At 71.2% G+C, this 17777-nt stretch carries 15 protein-coding genes; 7 read left to right on the forward strand and 8 right to left on the reverse strand.

Annotated features, from left to right (window positions below; genetic code table 11):
• The 3 genes from NE235_RS16955 to NE235_RS16965 all read right to left on the reverse strand — a co-directional run bounded on the left by NE235_RS16955 (position 1) and on the right by NE235_RS16965 (position 2563).
• Entirely contained in the window at positions 1-858 is an 858-nt protein-coding gene (locus NE235_RS16955; RefSeq protein ID WP_252803892.1) for an N-acetylmuramoyl-L-alanine amidase, read from the reverse strand.
• A 148-nt stretch (positions 859-1006) separates the two neighbouring features.
• A complete protein-coding gene (locus NE235_RS16960) occupies positions 1007-1243 on the reverse strand; it encodes a hypothetical protein (RefSeq protein ID WP_252803912.1) in 237 nt (78 codons plus the stop codon).
• A 249-nt stretch (positions 1244-1492) separates the two neighbouring features.
• The gene (locus NE235_RS16965; RefSeq protein ID WP_252803914.1) at positions 1493-2563 is read right to left on the reverse strand and encodes a LacI family DNA-binding transcriptional regulator; all 1071 of its coding nucleotides are present in this window, start codon (positions 2561-2563) and stop codon (positions 1493-1495) included.
• Positions 2564-2788: 225 nt separating this feature from the next.
• Between NE235_RS16965 and NE235_RS16970 the strand changes: the two genes are divergently transcribed.
• The gene (locus NE235_RS16970; RefSeq protein ID WP_252803916.1) at positions 2789-3490 is read left to right on the forward strand and encodes a TetR/AcrR family transcriptional regulator; all 702 of its coding nucleotides are present in this window, start codon (positions 2789-2791) and stop codon (positions 3488-3490) included.
• A 299-nt stretch (positions 3491-3789) separates the two neighbouring features.
• On the opposite strand, the gene bldC is transcribed toward NE235_RS16970, so the two are convergent.
• Entirely contained in the window at positions 3790-3993 is a 204-nt protein-coding gene (gene bldC, locus NE235_RS16975) for a developmental transcriptional regulator BldC (protein ID WP_141956617.1), read from the reverse strand.
• 240 nt (positions 3994-4233) lie between these two features.
• Positions 4234-5100, reverse strand: a complete 867-nt coding sequence (locus tag NE235_RS16980) for a hypothetical protein (protein ID WP_252803918.1) — start codon at positions 5098-5100, stop codon at positions 4234-4236.
• Positions 5101-5287: 187 nt separating this feature from the next.
• On the opposite strand from NE235_RS16980, the gene NE235_RS38210 reads away from it, so the two are divergent.
• The 6 genes from NE235_RS38210 (at position 5288) to NE235_RS17010 (ending at position 14510) form a co-directional block, all read left to right on the forward strand.
• On the forward strand, positions 5288-6355 hold the full coding sequence (locus tag NE235_RS38210) for a Glu/Leu/Phe/Val dehydrogenase dimerization domain-containing protein (protein ID WP_252803920.1): 1068 nt from the start codon (positions 5288-5290) through the stop codon (positions 6353-6355).
• Positions 6356-6592: 237 nt separating this feature from the next.
• Complete coding sequence (locus NE235_RS16990) at positions 6593-6817, forward strand: DUF3073 domain-containing protein (protein ID WP_252803922.1); 225 nt, start codon at positions 6593-6595, stop codon at positions 6815-6817.
• 580 nt (positions 6818-7397) lie between these two features.
• Positions 7398-11525, forward strand: a complete 4128-nt coding sequence (locus tag NE235_RS16995; protein ID WP_252803924.1) for a carboxypeptidase regulatory-like domain-containing protein — start codon at positions 7398-7400, stop codon at positions 11523-11525.
• Between the two features lie 289 nt (positions 11526-11814).
• Positions 11815-12186: a hypothetical protein gene (locus NE235_RS17000; RefSeq protein WP_252803926.1), complete on the forward strand. Its 372-nt coding sequence runs from the start codon at positions 11815-11817 to the stop codon at positions 12184-12186.
• Positions 12187-12379: 193 nt separating this feature from the next.
• Positions 12380-12985 (forward strand): carbonic anhydrase, encoded by a 606-nt coding sequence (locus NE235_RS17005; RefSeq protein WP_252803928.1) that lies wholly within the window; start codon positions 12380-12382, stop codon positions 12983-12985.
• A 28-nt stretch (positions 12986-13013) separates the two neighbouring features.
• Positions 13014-14510, forward strand: a complete 1497-nt coding sequence (locus NE235_RS17010) for a SulP family inorganic anion transporter (RefSeq protein WP_252803930.1) — start codon at positions 13014-13016, stop codon at positions 14508-14510.
• A gap of 10 nt (positions 14511-14520) precedes the next feature.
• Here NE235_RS17010 and NE235_RS17015 read toward each other — a convergent pair whose 3' ends face one another.
• The 3 genes from NE235_RS17015 to purF are packed head-to-tail and all read right to left on the reverse strand — an operon-like array spanning position 14521 to position 17730.
• Positions 14521-15201, reverse strand: coding sequence for a SanA/YdcF family protein (locus tag NE235_RS17015; RefSeq protein ID WP_252803931.1), 681 nt, complete (start codon positions 15199-15201; stop codon positions 14521-14523).
• Between the two features lie 52 nt (positions 15202-15253).
• On the reverse strand, positions 15254-16297 hold the full coding sequence (gene purM / locus NE235_RS17020) for a phosphoribosylformylglycinamidine cyclo-ligase (RefSeq protein WP_308206094.1): 1044 nt from the start codon (positions 16295-16297) through the stop codon (positions 15254-15256).
• The gene (gene purF, locus NE235_RS17025; protein ID WP_252803933.1) at positions 16294-17730 is read right to left on the reverse strand and encodes an amidophosphoribosyltransferase; all 1437 of its coding nucleotides are present in this window, start codon (positions 17728-17730) and stop codon (positions 16294-16296) included. Before purF ends, purM begins: the two co-directional genes overlap by 4 nt.
• Positions 17731-17777: the final 47 nt, after the last annotated feature.

A 17777-nucleotide genomic window follows, 5' to 3' on the forward strand; every position in this document is an offset into this window, starting at 1 on the left:
TCAGCCCAGGTACTTGACGAAGCCGTTCGCGAGGGCCTCGGCCATCTTCTGCCGGCCCTTCGCGCTCTTCATCGTCGCCGCGTCGCCCGGGTTGCGCATGTTGCCCGCCTCGATGAACACGGCCGGCCGGGTCGAGACGTTCAGGCCGCCGAGGTCGCCGCGGACGTCGATGCCGTCCTTGCCGAGGTACGTGGAGTACGGGATGCCGGTGCCCTCGTGGAAGGCGTCGCGCAGGTCCTTGCCCAGCCTGCGGGACGGCGCGAGGATCGCGTCGTTGTGGCCGCCCTTGATGTGCGCCGGCTCGATGATGTGGAACCCGTGGCCCTTGGCGGGCGCCCCGTCACCGTGGATCGACAGGACCGCGTCGGCGTGCGCCCGGTTGCCGATCCGGGCACGCTCGTCGACGCACGGGCCGACGCCCGTGTCGCTGTGCCGGGTCAGGACGACCTCGGCGCCCTTCGCCCGCAGGATCTTGGTGAGACGGGTGGCGACGTCCCAGGTGAACGCGTGCTCGGAGTAGTCGTCGTTCGTCGAGGTGCCGGTCGTGTTGCAGGGCTTCTTGCCGTTGTAGACGTCGACGGGCTTGTTGATGACCTCGGGGTGTTTCGCGTTGCCGCCGTTGTGGCCCGGGTCGACGACGATGACCTTCCCGGCGAGCGGCCCCTGCCCGCCCGATCCGCCCGTCGGCGACGGAGCCCCGGAGGAGGCCGGGGCGGGGTGCGAGCCGGCCGACGCCGACGGCGGAGCCGCCGACGCCGACGACGAGCCCCCGGACCCGCAGGCGGCGAGACCACCCGCGAGCACGGTCATGACCAGGGCGCTCAGCGCCCTGCCGGAGCGAACCGTCGAACAACGCATCACGACCAGTCTGCCAAACTCCGGCGGGTGCGGTGCCCCGCCCCTCGAAAACAGGTGGCCGCCGTCGGAGAAGCGGGTGGCCGCCGCCGTTCTCTCCGCGCTGAGTGGAACGGCGACGGCCACGTCCTGACGCCGGGCGGCCGCTCGATCAGCGCACCACGCTCTCCTTGCCGAGAAGGACGGCGAGGGCCCTGGCCTCGTCGGCGTCCAGGCCGAGCACCACACGGGGCCGTCCCCACGGATGGTCGATCGAGTGGCTGACGTATCCGGCGACGGACTCCGTCACCTCCTCGATCAGCCCGCGTGCGTGCCGCCACTGCGACCAGGCGCGTTCCAGCTCACTCGCCGCGCGCTGCGCGGATGACACAAGCTCGGGATCACGCACGATCGCCTCCTGGCATCTCTCGGCTCCGCCCGTCCGCCGCCCGGCGGTCCCGGGCCTGCGCCCCGGCCGTCCCCCCGAACAGGGCCGGCGACGACTCCCGAGGACCCGCCGGGCGGCGGTCACGCGTCCATTAAGGCGGGCACGCCGGGCCGGGGTACGCGGGTTCGGCGGAGCTTGACGCCCCCCTTACCGATCGCAGACCACGGCGGGACGAGAGGCGTACGAAGGTAGATCGGCGATGCCGTACGGTCAGCCCGGGATGGGACCGGCGGTCGAGGCCGGGCCGGCCGGGGACGGGCCGGTGGTCGAGCGGATCACCAGGTGCGGCACCACCAGAGTCTGCTTCGGCGCCCGGAACGGGTCGTCGATGCGCGCGCACAGACGCTCGGCGGCGACCCGGCCCATGTCGCGGCGGGGCTGATCGACGCTGGTCAGTGCGATGTGGCGGATGGCCGCGAGGTGGGTGTTGTCGTATCCGACGATCGAGATGTCGGCCGGGACGCGCAGGCCGCGTTCGTCGGCGGCGGACAGGACGCCGGTGGCGACGAGGTCGTTCGGGGCGAAGATGGCCGTCGGCGGCTCGGGGCCCTCGAGCAGCTTGCGGGCGGCGCGGTAGCCGCCCTCCTCGGTGAAGTCGCCGGGCTCCACGACGATCCGCTCCGCCAGCCCGTGCCGGCGCATCGCCGATTCGTACCCGGTCCGGCGGTAGTGCGCCGTCGTCGACGACGCGCCCTCGATGTGGGCGATCCGGCGATGGCCGAGCTCGACGAGGTGGTCCACCGCGAGCCGCGCGCCGAGTTCGTCGTCGTCGACGACGATGTCCACGCCGTCGATGTCGCGTTCCCCCACCAGGACGACGGGGACGGTCTTGGCGATGTCCGTGAGCGTCTCCGGGACGACGCTGAGCAGCACGAGCCCGTCGACGCGCATCTCCAGGAACGCCTCGACGGCCTCGGCCTCGAACTGCGGGTCCCAGCGGCCGCTGCCGACGAGCATCCGCAGGCCGGCGCCGTGCAGGCTCTCCTGCAGTCCGTCGAGGAACTCGGCGAAGAACGGGTTGTGCAGGTCGGCGACGAGCGCGCCGATCAGCCGGGTGCGTCCCTCGACCAGGCTGCGGGCGACCGCGTTGGGACGGTAGCCGAGCTCTCGGGCCGCCTTCAGCACCGCCTGCCGTCGTGCCTCGCTGACGTGCGGTGACCCGCGCATGACGAGCGAGACCAGCGACTTCGACACGCCGGCGCGCTCCGCCACGTTGCGGATGGTCGGCTTCGCCGCCGGCACCTTGGGCACGGCCGCCTCCTGGCGTGGGTCCTCGGGCATGGGGGTTCTCCTGTCCCAGCGACCGCCTGAATCAGGGACAGATACCGGCGGACCGCCGCAAGGGAGGAGATGCCATGATGCCCTCCTATCGCCTCTCTCGCCCGTAACCCTCAGTAATGGGCATGCCTGAGAGGCATTTCGGGCCAGGTCACTACTTTCGGTCCATGCGCTGACCAGCTATTGACCGAACCACCGCGAGAAAGCCCGCTCCGATACGCTTCCACTGTGGGTGATCGCGCAACCGCTCCGGACGAACAACCGGGGCAACTCCGGCGTTCCACCGGCGGGCGACCGGGCCGGCGTCGGCTGAGCGTCGACGAGCGCCGTGAGGAGCTGATCTCCGCCGCCCTGGAGCTGTTCAGCGACCGGCCGCCCGAGGAGATCTCGATCGATGACGTGGCCGACGCGGCGGGGGCGTCCCGCGCGCTGGTCTACCACTATTTCGGCGGCAAGCAGGAGCTTTACCTCGCGGCACTGCACACCGCCGCCAAGCAGCTCGGCGAGTTGCTCGACCCGCCGGCGGAGGGGCGGGGGCTGGAGCGGCTGGCCGTGTCGCTGCACCGCTACTTCGACTTCGTCGAGCACTACGCCGCGGCGTTCGTCGCGCTGCTGCGGGGCGGCCCGGCGTACCGGACCGGCGAGATCGGCGAGGTGATCGAAGGCATCCGCAACTTCGTCATGAGCCGCATCATCGCCACGATCGGCGCGGACGACCCGGGCCCCATCCTGCGCATCACGCTCCGGTCGTGGATGGCCTCGGTGGAGACCGCCGGCCTCGACTGGCTCGAACACCGCGACATCCCCCGGGACGAACTCGAACGCCTGCTCATCGATCATCATGTCGTGCTCCTGGACGTCGCCGCCCGGCACGATCCGCAGGTGGCGGCGCTCATCGACCGGCTGTCCCGGGAGTCCCGCGCCACCTGACCCCCCTGCCGGTGACGCCCCGGTCGCCCTCCGGACACCGGCGACACGCCGGACGGCGCGGATGCCCCGCCCGGTCTCGGGCGGGGCATCCATCACCTGGAGTCCGTGCAACCCCCCTCGGCCCCGAACGTGCGGGACCGGTCGAACCTCACGGAAGCTCCCCGACCTCCCGCGGACGGCGGACATCCGCCATCGCGCGGCTCATGCGACACGCCCGGCGACCGCCGGCCGTGCGCCCCCCAGTTGAACGTCGCCGGCGGGTCCGTACCGGTCACCGACGACTGATCGGGGTGCTCCGACTACTCCGACCGCTGCTGCGGGATCCCCCCCAGCAGAGCGCGGACCTCGGCCTCGCGGTAGCGCCGATGCCCTCCCAGCGTCCGGATTGACGTCAACTTCCCGGCCTTCGCCCAACGGGTGACGGTCTTGGGGTCGACGCGGAACATCGTCGCCACCTCTGCCGGCGTCAGCAGGGGCTCGGCCTCTGGCGTACGAGCTGACATTTGTGCGGCCTCTCCTCCGTGGACCGATGACAGCGATCCAGCGTTTGAACCTCGCGCGTGCCACTGATGTCTCTTATGGTCTGGATGGACCACTTTGACATCACAAGACGTAACCATGCCACCACTGAGCGCAACAGGCAAGTCCCTGATAGCAACTCTGTGATTTTTGGTGGTCGAGTCACGCTGCGTGATTCTAGCGACACGTATAGTCGCATCGCGCGGTGATTCGGCTAATTTTGCTCAGTTGGCGGATTCAAGAGCTCGTACAACCCGCCACCGGGCGGTCACACGCTTGTGCATCGCGACGGCGACCTCGGCCTGCCCGGTCTCCAGTCCCATGATCGCAGCAGCGATCTCTCCGACCGACTCATCGGCGCGCAACGCCGCGTCGTCGAGCAGGTGCACCAGTCCGCCGTAGTCGAGTTCCACCAGAGAGTGCGGGTGAAACTCCTCGAGCCAGCGCCCCACCGACTCGATGTCCCCGAGCTCCAGGCCGTCGCCCACCTGGCGCCGCAGGACACCACGGGCACGCGCGACACGCCGTCGGGCCTGGGCCATCGGTGTCACGTAGATCAGCGTACGGGTCGGCGTGGCGGTCGTCGGCCCGCCGGATCCGGGCTCCCCCTGGCCGCCGAGCACGAGCCAGCGCTCCTTGGCCACGAACGGCACGAACCAGGCGAGCGGCACCTGCCACGTGCTGGACAGGATGTGCGGGGTCAGCGGCCCGGACGCGCGCTTCCAGCCCTCGAACGCCTCGTCCGCCTGCTCGGCGACGCGCGCCGGCACGAACATCTCCGCCAGCCCGTCGGGCATCTCCGCCCGGAAGCGGTCGAACGCCAGCCACGACCGCAGCCGCGTCTCCCAGGGGCAGACATATGTCACCCCTTCGACACGCCTCACATACGCGTCACCGCTCTCGCGTGTCGGCGCCACGATCGGCGGAACCGCGATCATCCGCCAGAGCGCACGCGTATGCTCGACGCCCAGCGCACCGACCCGCCGTGGCCGCTCCTGCGAATCGGCGTACGCCTCCCAGCGCGAGCGCTCCGGCTCGGGATAGGCGGCCAGCGGTTCGTACACCCGGAGGTAGGCGGCGTAAGGCAACACGACCGCATCGTTACACGACCGTACGGAAAACGCTCGTCGCCCGGGCCGCCGAGATGCTCCTGAGACCTCTTCGGCGCATCGCCGCGCCATTGCCCGCGCACCGCCGTGCGGACGCCTACCCTGATCCTGTCGGACTCATGCCCCACCCCGGCCATGGGCAGCGTGTGCTCAGAGAGGAGCCACCACAGTGACGAAGGTCTTCGGCACACCCCACGAACAGGTCGTCTTCTGCCACGACGAGGCCAGCGGTCTCAAGGCGATCATCGCCATCTACTCGACCGCGCTGGGTCCCGCGCTCGGCGGCACCCGCTTCTACCCCTACGGTTCCGAGGACGAGGCCCTCGACGACGTCCTCAACCTCTCCAAGGGCATGGCGTACAAGAACGCCCTGGCCGACCTCGACCTCGGCGGCGGCAAAGCGGTCATCATCGGCGATCCGGCGACGGACAAGTCCGAGGCGCTGCTGCGCGCGTACGGGCGCTTCGTGCAGTCGCTGCGCGGCCGCTATTTCACGGCCTGTGACGTGGGGACCTTCTCCGAGGACATGGACGTCATCGCGCGGGAGTGCGCGTACGTGACGGGCCGCACGGTCGCGCACGGCGGGGCCGGGGACTCCTCGATCCTCACCGCGTACGGAGTGTTCCAGGGCATGCGGGCGGCGGCCGAGCGCGTGTGGGGTTCGCCGACCCTGCGCGGCCGTCGCGTGGGCGTGGAGGGCGTCGGCAAGGTCGGCCACCGGCTCGTGGAGCACCTGCGCGAGGACGGTGCCGACGTGGTGATCACCGACGTCGACGCGGCGGCCGTCGCGCGCGTACGGGCCCGGCACCCGGAGGTCGACGTGGTCGACGGCCACGCGGCCCTCATCGCCTCCGACATCGACGTGTACTCCCCCTGCGCGCTCGGCGCGGCCCTCGACGACGAGACGGTCGCGGTGCTGGGCGCCAAGGTCGTCTGCGGCGGGGCCAACAACCAGCTCGCCCATCCCGGCATCGAGAAGCAGCTCGACGACCGGGGTGTCCTCTACGCGCCCGACTACGTCGTGAACTCCGGCGGCGTGATCCAGGTGGCCGACGAGATCGAGGGCTTCGACTTCGATCGGGCGAAGCAGAAGGCGAGCGGCATCTTCGAGACGACCCGGCGAATCTTCGCGATCGCCGCAGACGAGGGCGTCCCACCCGCCGTTGCGGCCGATCGACTCGCCGAACGACGGATGTCCGAAATTGGCCGCCTGCGGGGCATCCTGCTGAACCCGTGATCGGCGCACGCTGCGGATCCTCCGTCCCGAGAAGGTCGCCGGAGCGCGTACGGGAACGGTGGGTTAAGCTCTAGACCAGCCGCTGCCGTGCAGACGACGTACCGAGCTAGGCGCAAAACGGGTACGGTTGTACCCGTAGTCGGTGCGTGGCGTGTTGTCGCGCCCGGTTGCGGATGCGTAAGCGAGCGTAAGTGGGGCCGATACGACGGGTCCCCGACCATCGAGGGGGTCGAGCCAATGGGGCGCGGCCGAGCCAAGGCCAAGCAGGTTAAGGTTGCTCGCCGGCTGAAGTACAACAGCGGCGGGACGGACCTGGAGCGCCTGCGCGGCGAGCTGGGCGTCAACCAGAACTCGCAAGATGACCATGACCCCTACGACGACGACTCGTCGTACGAAGACCTCGCAGCGCGCTATGCGGACTACGCCGAGGACTACGACGAGAAGAAGGACGGCACGAGGTAAGAGCGAGCCGAGTGCCGTCTCGGCGTCTGAGCCACCCGGTCGCCCGGCCGACCGAGGCCGGAGGGGTATGCCGGGATGTACGACCGAAAAGCGTCCCCGCCACACGGCGGGGGCGCTTTTCGTAACCCCTGACCGACCCTGAGTCCTCCCCCCGCCCGCCCCACCGGCCGGGCCGTCGGGCGGCCTGAACTCCGGGCCGCGCGGCAGGCGTCGCGTCGCGGTGGTGGCCGGTGTGCCGGGGAGCGGAGCGTGGCGGAGCCGCTACGCGGCCAAGGTTGCGGGCCGGAGTTTGTAGGAGTCCGCACTGGCACGTTCCAGAAGAATGTGCAGAAATGCCGGGAAACTCACTCTTCGTAAGTTCCTAACGCGTTGAGCGTTTTTTCAGGAGTTTTCAAGCTGACAACGGACTTGACTCCCGGCCATATGCGGACGTGATCTTTGCCGTCTCTTGGGCGACGATCGGCGTGTTCGAGACCCGTGATCCGGGTCCCCGCCACCCCCGCCAGGAGAGACGTCCATGCCCCAACCTCCCACCCGGCGGCGGCCTCGTCGCCTCCCCCATCCGCTCGCGGTGTCATCCGTGGGCGGGCGCGTGGGCGCCCTCGTCGTGGCGCTCATGACGGCCGTCCTGACAGTGATCAGCGTTCCGGCGGCCTCCGCGTCCGGCCTCCCGGCCAAGAGACCCGTCCCGCACACCAAGGCGTCCGGTCCGGCCGCCCCGGGCCTGCATCCCACCAGCCGGGCGTGCGCCAAGCCGACCCGGGCCGGGGAGATGGCCTGCCTGTCGTTCGTTCGCGACGACGCCATCGGGCCGAAGGGCGTGCAGCCGAACAGCGACCCGGCCGGACTGGCACCCGCCGATCTGGTCGACGCGTACGCCCTGCCCGACACGGGCGCGGGGCGGACGGTGGCGATCGTCGACGCGTTCGACAGCCCGAACGCCGAGGCCGACCTGGCGGTGTACCGGCAGCAGTACGGCCTGCCGCCGTGCACGACCGCCAACGGCTGCTTCAAGAAGATCGACCAGCGCGGTGGGACGAGCTACCCCCCGCCGAACTCCGGCTGGGCCGGTGAGATCGCGCTCGACGTCGACATGGTCAGCGCGGTCTGCCCCAGTTGCAAGATCCTGCTGGTCGAGGCCGACGACAACTACATGGAGAACCTCGGCGCGGCGGTGAACCAGGCGGTCGCGCAGGGCGCCAAGTTCGTCTCCAACAGCTACGGCGGCGGTGAGGGCTCCGACGAGATCCAGGCGGACGACGCCTACTTCGACCACCCCGGCGTCGTGATCACGGCCAGCAGCGGTGACGACGGGTACGGCACGAGCTATCCGGCGGCGTCGCCGGACGTCACCGCCGTCGGCGGCACGTCCCTGGTCAAGGACTCCTCCGCGCGCGGCTGGACCGAGACCGTGTGGGACGGCGCGGGCAGCGGCTGCTCGGCCTACGAGTCCAAGCCGTCGTTCCAGCAGGACACCGGCTGTGCCCGGCGGTCGATCGCCGACGTGTCCGCGGTGGCGGACCCGAACACCGGCGTCGCCGTCTACTACGGCGGCTGGCACGTCTACGGCGGCACGAGCGCGTCGGCTCCGATCATCGCCTCGGTGTACGCGCTCGCGGGCACGCCCGCCGCGGGCTCCGCGCCGAACGCCCTCCCGTACGCCCACCCGGGCGACCTCAACGACGTGACGAGCGGGTCGAACGGCGACTGCGACCCGGCGTACCTGTGCACGGCCGGGTCCGGGTACGACGGGCCGACCGGGCTCGGCACGCCGAAGGGCGTCGGGGCGTTCCGGTCCGGGCCGCACGGCATCGTCACCGGCACGGTCACGGACGGCGCCGCGCCACTGGCCGCCGCCAAGGTCACGGCGGGCGACGCCACGACCACGACCGACGGGCAGGGCGACTACACGCTCAGCGTTCCGCCCGGGACGTACGACGTGACCGCGAGCAAGTTCGGCTACGCCGCCAAGACGGTCGCCGGCGTGCAGGTCGCCGACGGGCAGACGGTGACCGAGAACTTCGCGCTGACCGCCAAGGCGCGCGTCAACGTGACCGGTCTCGTACGGGACGGGTCCGGCCACGGCTGGCCGATGTACGCGACGGTCCGGGTCAAGGACGAGCCGACCTCGGTGACGTACACCGATCCGAAGACGGGCCGGTACGCCCTGAGCCTGCCCGCCGACGACACGTACACGCTGCAGGTCGATCCGCTGTACCCGGGCTACCGGTCCGATTCGGCGGACGTACGGGTCGGGTCCTCCGACACGACGCACGACGTCACCACACTGGTGGACCAGACGACGTGCAGCGCGCCCGGGTACGGCTTCACCTACTCCGGCACCACGCAGGGCTTCGACGGCACGGCCGCCCCGGGCGGCTGGACGGTCGACGACAAGCCCGGCAAGGGCCAGACGTGGGTGTTCGACGATCCGGGCGGGCGCGGCAACCGGACCGGCGGAACCGGCGGGTTCGCCATCGTCGACAGCGACGAGTACGGCTCGGGCAACACCCAGGACACGTCGCTGGTCAGCCCGGTCCTCGACTTCAGCGGCAAGGCGCACCCGATCGCGTCGTTCCGCAGCGACTACTACCACTACTCCGGTCAGGCCGGTGACGTGGACCTCAGTGTCGACGGCGGCCAGACGTGGACGACGGTCGCGCACCACGCGGCCAGTGCCCGCGGTCCCCGGACGGAGACGGCCGACCTGTCGGCGGCGGCCGGCAAGAGCGCGGTCCAGGTGCGGTTCCACTTCACGGGGAAGTTCGGCTACTGGTGGCAGGTCGACGACGTGTTCCTGGGCGAGCGCACGTGCGCCCCGGTCTCCGGCGCCCTCGTCCTCGGCCAGGTCCTCGACGGCAACACCGGCGCGGGCGTGAACGGCGCCACCGTGACCTCGGCCGACCGGCCGGCGGAGAAGGCGACGTCGGCGGCGACGCCGGACGACCCGAACCTCGGTGACGGCTTCTACTGGCTGTTCTCCTCGGTCACCGGAAGCCACAGGTTCACCGCGTCGGCGAGCGGCTACTCCACCAAGGACGCCACGGTGAACGTGGCGGCCGGCTGGGCCACGGCGGCCGACTTCACCCTGGCCGCGCCCCGGCTCGCGGTGACGCCGGCCGAGCTGAAGAAGACGGTGGCCTGGCAGGGGCAGGGCAGCACGACCCTGACCTTGAAGAACACCGGCTCGGCGCCCGTGACCGCCAAGATCGGTGAGCAGAACGGCGACTACCACCCGGCGGCGCAGGGCGCGCCGCTGCAGAAGGTGAAGGGAGACTACGCGCAGGGCCGGTTCCGCCCGGACAAGAGCGCCACGGCCCGGACGAAGGCCGCCGCCCAGGCCGCCGCGGCACCGTACGCGCCGCCGTGGGCGAGCATCGCCGACTACCCCTCGACGGTCATGGACAACGCGGTCGTGAACGTCGGCGGCAAGGTCTACTCGCTCGGTGGCGTCGACACCACGTCCGTCCTGAACAAGGCGTACGTCTACGATCCGGCGGGCCAGGCGTGGTCATCGATCGCGAACCTGGGCACCGGACGGGAGGCACCGCAGGCCGCGACGGTCGGCGGGAAGATCTACGTCCTCGGCGGCTGGGGCTCCACCGGCGACGCGGTCGCCAAGACGGAGGTCTTCGACCCGGCGACGGGCGCCTGGTCGGCCGGCGCGGACAACCCCAAGCCGTACGCCGGAGCCGGCGTCGGCGTCCTCGGCGGCAAGATCTACCTCGTTGGCGGCTGCCTGGACGCCTGCGGCGCGACCGACGTGCAGGTGTACGACCCGGCGGCGAACTCCTGGAGCTCGGCGGCCGCGTACCCGGAGAAGACCGCCTGGCTCGCCTGCGGCGGGATCGGCGCGAAGCTGTACTGCGCGGGCGGTTCGGCGACGAGTGTCAGCAGCAGGCACGCCTACGCCTACGACCCGTCGAGCGGGACCTGGTCGGCCGTCGCCGACCTGCCGATCGACCTGTGGGCGATGGGGTACGCCACGGCCGGCGGGCAGCTGCTGGTGTCCGGCGGCGTGACCAACGGCACGAGCACGCTGACCAACCAGGGCTTCGCCTACCACCCCGACTCGGACTCCTGGACGGCCCTGCCCAACTCCAACAACACCCTGTACCGCGGCGGTGCCGCCTGCGGCCTGTACAAGATCGGAGGGTCCAGCGGCGGGTTCAACGCCGTGAAGAGCGGTGAGACGCTGCCCGGGTACGACCAGTGCGTCGCGACGGCCGACGTCCCGTGGCTGTCGGAGGATCCGACCGAGGTGACGATCCAGCCGGGCAAGAGCGCCAAGGTCACGGTGAAGTTCGACGCGAACGTCGCCGCGATCACCCAGCCGGGGACGTTCACCGCTCAACTGACGGTCGACGCCAAGACGCCGTACGGCGCCACCTCGGTGCCCGTGACGCTGACGGTGAATCCGCCGTCGACGTGGGGGAAGATCACCGGGACGGTGACGGGCGCCGGATGCACCGGCGCGCCGGCGCCGCTGGCCGGGGCGACCGTGCAGATCGACAGCTGGACGGCGGGCTACACGCTCAAGACCGACAAGAACGGCCAGTACGTGCTCTGGCTCGACGTCCGCAACAACCCGCTCACCCTGATCGCGGCCAAGGACGGCTGGGCGCCGCAGAGCAGGTCCGTCAAGATCGTGAAGCTGGCGTCCACGACGGCCGACTTCGCGCTCAAGCCGGATCACGCCTGCGGCTGAGAGGAGCCGTCCCTGACCGGTGAACCGGTCCCGGAGTGAGACGTACGGGCCGCGGGTCTCCCGCGGCCCGTACGCCTTCTCCCGCCGATCACCCTCCGTTGACAAAATGTAACGTCCCGGTTAAATCCCCCTCACTAGTCAGCGGAGTTCATCCCGAAAGAAGGTGAATCGCCCCGAGAAGTCCCTGGCCAGAACCAGGTTCTGCGCGGAGTGTGACCTCCCGATCACGTACCGCCCCAGGTTAGGCTGGCCTTGGTTCATGTCAGTCAGGTCCGAGTCAGGGGGCGTCGTGCTCAGGGCACGCGGAGGCTGGATCGCAGCGGTGCTGCTGATCGCGCTGGCCTTCCTCGGGGGTCCCGACCTCCTGACCTCCGGCCATTCGCCGGTCCCCGCCTCGGCCGCCTCGTCGGCGACCGAGCGCGACAACCGGGCCGGCGAGGAGCCGGTCGGCTCCGCCTCGGTCACCGCGCACCTCATGCCCGGTCGTCGCCGGATACCAGGCCTGCCGCCCGACCACGAAAGCCGCTCGGTCCTCACGACCGGGCAGACCGGTGTCACCGCCGCTCCGCCTCCCGGACCGGCCGGCGCGCTCCTCGACCGCGACCTCACGCGGCACCCTCTCGGGTCCACTCCCGAGTCACTACAGGTCTTCCGCTGCTGAGCGACGCCGCCTAGGGCGGCCCACCGCCCGTTCTCTCCTTCTTCTTCTCCGCAGACGGTGTCTCCGACGACGCCGACTGATCGACGCCTGCCCGCGACGGCCCGACGCCGTGCCTTCGCGTGCCGCGTGAACGCTCGCCAGTACCCGTCCGTTCTCGTCGGTTCGTGCCGACGACCCCAGAGAGGGCTGTGCCATGCAGTCGCTGATCGACAACGCTCGTCTCTTCCCGAAGCGAGCCGCCGACCGGCGTACGGACCTCGGCCGTCTGGCCGAGGGCCAGCGCCCCGAGGCGCTCTTCATCACCTGCTCCGACTCCCGCGTGGTGCCCACGCTGATCACCGGCGCCGGTCCGGGCGAGCTCTTCGAGCTCCGCACCGCCGGGAACATCGTCCCGGTCCACAACGCCGAGCGGGTTACCGCCGAGGCCGCCACGATCGAGTACGCCGTCGAGGTGCTCGAGGTCGCCAACGTCATCGTCTGCGGGCACTCGCACTGCGGAGCCGTGGGCGCGCTCCTGAGCGCCGACGGCCTGCCCGCCGTGCCCACGGTCCGGCGCTGGCTCAGCCACACCGAGCCCCACGACCCCGTACGCGACGCCATGACCGACGCGGACGGACCCGCGATCAGCTCCGCCGTCCAGCGGCACGTGCTGACCCAGCTCGACCGGCTCCGCACCCATCCGAGCGTCGCGACGCGGGTGAGGGACGGCCGGCTCGCGCTGCACGGCTGGTTCTACGCCATCGACACCGGCGTCGTCAGCGCCCACCGCCCGGACGCCGGCACCTTCCTGCCGCTCTGAAACCCTCCCGACCTGGAACGAGGTGAACATGGCACCGCCCCTCTCCGGACGTGCCGCCCCCCGGCGCTTCCCGCATTTCCGGCAAGACCTGCTCTCATCGATCGTCGTCTTCCTCGTCGCCCTGCCCCTGTGCATCGGCGTCGCGGTCGCCTCCGGCGTCCCGGCCGAGCTCGGCCTGGCGACCGGCATCGTCGGCGGCCTGGTCGCCGGCGCCCTGCCGGGCAGCAGCCTGCAGGTCAGCGGCCCGGCCGCCGGCCTGACCGTGCTCGTGTTCGAGGCCGTGCGGGAGTACGGCCTGCGGTCCCTTGGACTGATCGTCCTCGCCGCGGGCCTCATCCAACTCGGGATGGGCGCGCTGCGCCTCGGACGCTGGTTCCGCGCGATCTCGATCTCGGTCGTGCACGGCATGCTGGCCGGTATCGGGCTGGTCCTGGTGACCGGCCAGGTGCACAGCCTGTTCGATAACAAATCACCCGGCGCGGCGATGGCCAACGTCGCCGGCCTGCCGGACCTGTTCGCCGACTCGGCGAGCGAACCGGCCGCCCTCGCCGCCGGCGGAATCGGCATCGGCACGATCGTCGTCCTGGTCTGCTGGAAGTACGCGCCGAGGCGGCTGCGGGTGATCCCGGGCGCGCTCGTCGCGGTGGCGCTGGCAACGCTGGTCACGGTCGCCTTCGACCTTCCGGTCAAGCGCATCGAGGTCAAGGGCCTGCTCGGCGCGATCCAGCCGCCGAGCCCGGCCGACCTCGGCGGGCTCGTCTCGATCGGCGCGGTCGGCACCATCGTGGCGTTCGCGTTGATCGCCTCGGCGGAGAGCCTGTTCAGCGCGGCGGCCGTCGACCGGATGCACCACGGCCCGCGCACCCACTACGACCGGGAGCTGATGGCGCAGGGGGCCGGCAACATGGTGTGCGGGCTGCTCGGCGCCCTGCCCATGACCGCCGTCATCGTACGGAGCGCCACGAACGTGCAGGCCGGCGCCCGCACGAAGGCGTCCCGAATCCTGCACGGGGTCTGGCTGCTCGCATTCACGGTGATCTTTCCGGTGGCCCTGGAGTACATCCCGGTGACCGCCCTCGCCGCCATCCTCGTGCACGCGGGCTGGAAGCTGCTGTCGCTGCGGGAGGTCGGCCGGCTCTGGCGGACCGAGCGCGGCGAGGCGGTCGTCCTGACCGGCACGGCCCTGGCGATCGTCGTCACGAACCTGTTCGAAGGCGTCCTCATCGGCCTGCTGCTGGCCGTTATCAAGACGGCATGGGACGTCTCGGATATCCACATCCATGTGGACGAGCAGGCGGATCCGCTCGTCATCCGGCTCACCGGGAACGCGACGTTCCTCCGCCTGCCGAAGGTGCTCGACGCCCTGGAGAGGATCCCGCATGGCCGGGCGGTCGAACTCGACCTGTCCGGCCTGCGCCACCTCGACCACGCCTGCCGGACGGCGCTGGAGTCCTGGTCCGCTCAGCACCGCGAACGGGACGAGACGTCCTCGGTGCGGATCGCGGAGCCGGCCGCCGCCGGATGAACCGGCCGGTTCACTCTCTCCCCGCCGCGTCGAGCGCGCGGCGGATCCCGGTCTCACGCGGGCCGAGATAGTACGGGCGCGGGCGCAGCGCCACCTCGTAGGTGGCCTTGAGGACGGCCGGGATCTCCCGGACGTACAGCGAGTCGGTGGTCGTGGCGGCGTACCGGCCGCTGTCGTCGCCGACGCCCCAGGCGTCGATGCCCGCGGCACGGCACAGGGTGAGGGCGCGCGGCAGGTGGAAGTTCTGGGTGACCAGGATCGCCCGGTCCACGCCGAAGATCTGCTTGGCGCGGGCGCAGGAGTCCCAGGTGCTGAAGCCCGCGTAGTCCAGCACGATCCGGGTCTGCGGCACGCCCTGGGCGACCAGGGTGTCGCGCATGACCGACGGCTCGTCGTAGTCCTTGCGGCTGTTGTCGCCGGTGACGAGCAGGACCCGCACCTTGCCCGCGCGGTACAGCGCCGCGCCGAGTTTCAGCCGCTCGTAGAGCATCCGGGACGGGCTGCCGTTCTCGGCGCCCGCACCGAAGACCATCCCGACGGCCATGGGAGGAGCGTGCGCGACGTCCGTCCGGTAGCGGCCCGCGTCGGCGTACATCAGGGCACCGGGCAGGAACAACGCGTATCCGCCGAGCGCGCCGAACACGGCCAGCGGCGCCCTGCACCGCCAGACGCCACCCCAGAACCGCCTCATACCAGAGAAGACGCGGGTACGAGGCGGTCGGTTCGCGGGTTCGCGGGAAGGGTCAGACCAGGCGGGCCTGGCCGGTGCCCTCGACGATCTCGCCGAGCACCCAGGCGGGCAGGCCGCGCTCGGCCGCGGTCCGCAGCGCGGCGTCGGCGTCCGGCGCGGCCACGACGGCGGCCATGCCGACGCCCATGTTGAACGTCGTGTCCATCTCCGCCTGCGGCACCCGGCCGTGCGCCGCCAGCAGGCCGAAGATCGGCGGCGGTTCCCAGGAGGAGCGGCGCAGGACGGCGTCGCAGCCGGCCGGCAGCGACCGGGCGAGGTTGGCGGCGAGGCCGCCGCCGGTGATGTGCGCGAACGCGTGCACGTCGGCGGCGCCGATCAGGGCCAGGCAGTCCTTGGCGTAGATCCGGGTCGGGGTGAGCAGCTCCTCGCCCAGCGTCCGGCCCAGCTCCGGCGGCGTCGTCTCCAGCGCCAGGCCGCTCTCGCGCAGGATGTGCCGGACCAGGGAGTAGCCGTTGGAGTGGATCCCGGACGAGGCCAGGCCCAGCACGACGTCACCGTGGCGAACCCGGTGCGGGCCGAGGACCTTGGACGCCTCGACCGCGCCGGTGCCCGCACCGGCCACGTCGAACTCGTCCGGCCCGAGCAGCCCCGGATGCTCGGCGGTCTCGCCGCCCACCAGGGCGCAGCCCGCCAGCGCGCAGCCCTCCGCGATACCGCCGACGATCGCGGCGATCCGCTCGGGGACGACCTTCCCGCAGGCGATGTAGTCGGTCATGAACAGCGGCTCGGCGCCGCACACGACCAGGTCGTCGATGACCATGCCGACCAGGTCATGCCCGATCGTGTCGTACACCCCGAGGCGCCGGGCGAGGTCGACCTTCGTGCCGACGCCGTCGGTGGAGGTGGCCAGCAGCGGCCGCTCGAAACGCTTCAGCGCCGAGACGTCGAACAGGCCCGCGAAGCCGCTGACGTCCTCGACGACCTCCGGGCGGTGGGACGCGGCGACGCGGGACTTCATCAGCTCGACCGCGCGCTCGCCGGCCGCGATGTCCACGCCGGCGGCGGCGTAGGACGTCCCGGTGGACTCGTCGGTCACCGGCGGGCCTCTTCGAGCAGGTGCTTGCCGCGGGCGTCGTCGGCGACGTCGATCGGGTAGACACCGTCGAAGCAGGCACGGCAGAGCTTGTTCTTGTCCTGCTGCGTCGCCGCGATCAGCTCGTCGAGGGAGATGTAACCGAGCGAGTCGGCACCGAGGGACTGCCGGATCTCCTCGACCGAGAGGTTCCCCGCGATCAGCTCGGCCCGGGTCGCGAAGTCGATGCCGTAGAAGCACGGCCAGGCGACCGGCGGGCTGGAGATGCGGACGTGCACCTCCTTGGCCCCGGCCTCCCGGAGCATCTTCACGATCGCCCGCTGGGTGTTGCCGCGCACGATCGAGTCGTCGACGACGATCAGGCGCTTGCCCTCGATGGCCTCGCGCAGCGGGTTCAGCTTGAGCCGGATGCCGAGCTGGCGGATCGTCTGCGACGGCTGGATGAAGGTCCGGCCGACGTAGGAGTTCTTGACGAAGCCCTGGCCGTACGGAATGCCGGACTCCTCGGCGTACCCGATCGCGGCGGGCGTGCCGGACTCCGGCGTCGGGATGACCAGGTCGGCCTCGACCGGATGCTCACGGGCCAGCCGGCGGCCCACGTCGACGCGGGTGGCCTGGATGCTGCGGCCGGCGATCGAGGTGTCGGGCCGGGCCACGTAGACGTACTCGAACAGGCAGCCCTTCGGCTCGGCGACGGCGAACCGCGTGGACCGCACGCCCGCCTCGTCGATCGCGATGAGCTCGCCGGGCTCGACCTCGCGGACGAACGTCGCGCCGACGATGTCCAGGGCCGCGGTCTCACTGGCGACGACCCAGCCGTGGTCGAGACGGCCCAGCACGAGGGGGCGGATGCCCTGCGGATCCCGCGCGGCGTACAGCGTGCGCTCGTTCATGAAGACCAGGGAGTACGCGCCGCGGGCGAGCGGCAGCACCTCCAGCGCGGTCTCCTCGACGCTGCCGCCCCCGCCGGCCAGCAGGGCGGTGAGCACCTCGGTGTCGGTCGTGGCGGTCAGCTCGCCCGACGGCACTCGCGCGGCCAGCTCCGGCGTGTTGATCAGGTTGCCGTTGTGGCCGAGGGCCATGCTGCCGGTCTCGGTCGACCGGAACGTCGGCTGGGCGTTCTCCCAGACGCTGGACCCGGTCGTTGAGTAGCGGCAGTGCCCCACCGCGATGTGCCCGCGCAGGGTGTTGAGCACGGGTTCCTCGAAGACCTGGGACACCAGCCCCATGTCCTTGAACACCACGATCCGGGCGCCGTCGCTCACCGCGATGCCGGCCGACTCCTGACCGCGGTGCTGAAGGGCGTACAACCCGAAGTAGGCGAGCTTGCTGACCTCTTCGTCGGGCGCCCACACGCCGAAGACCCCGCAGGCGTCCTGGGGGCTTCGATCACGGGGGTCGAGGTCGTGACTCAGACGTCCGTCTCCATGCGGCACACGCCCAGTGTAGTGCGGCGTTCGCCAAGCTCCCGCCCATACCGGAC

This window comes from Actinoallomurus spadix, from assembly GCF_024055725.1.
GTDB classification, from domain to species: Bacteria; Actinomycetota; Actinomycetes; order Streptosporangiales; family Streptosporangiaceae; genus Actinoallomurus; species Actinoallomurus spadix.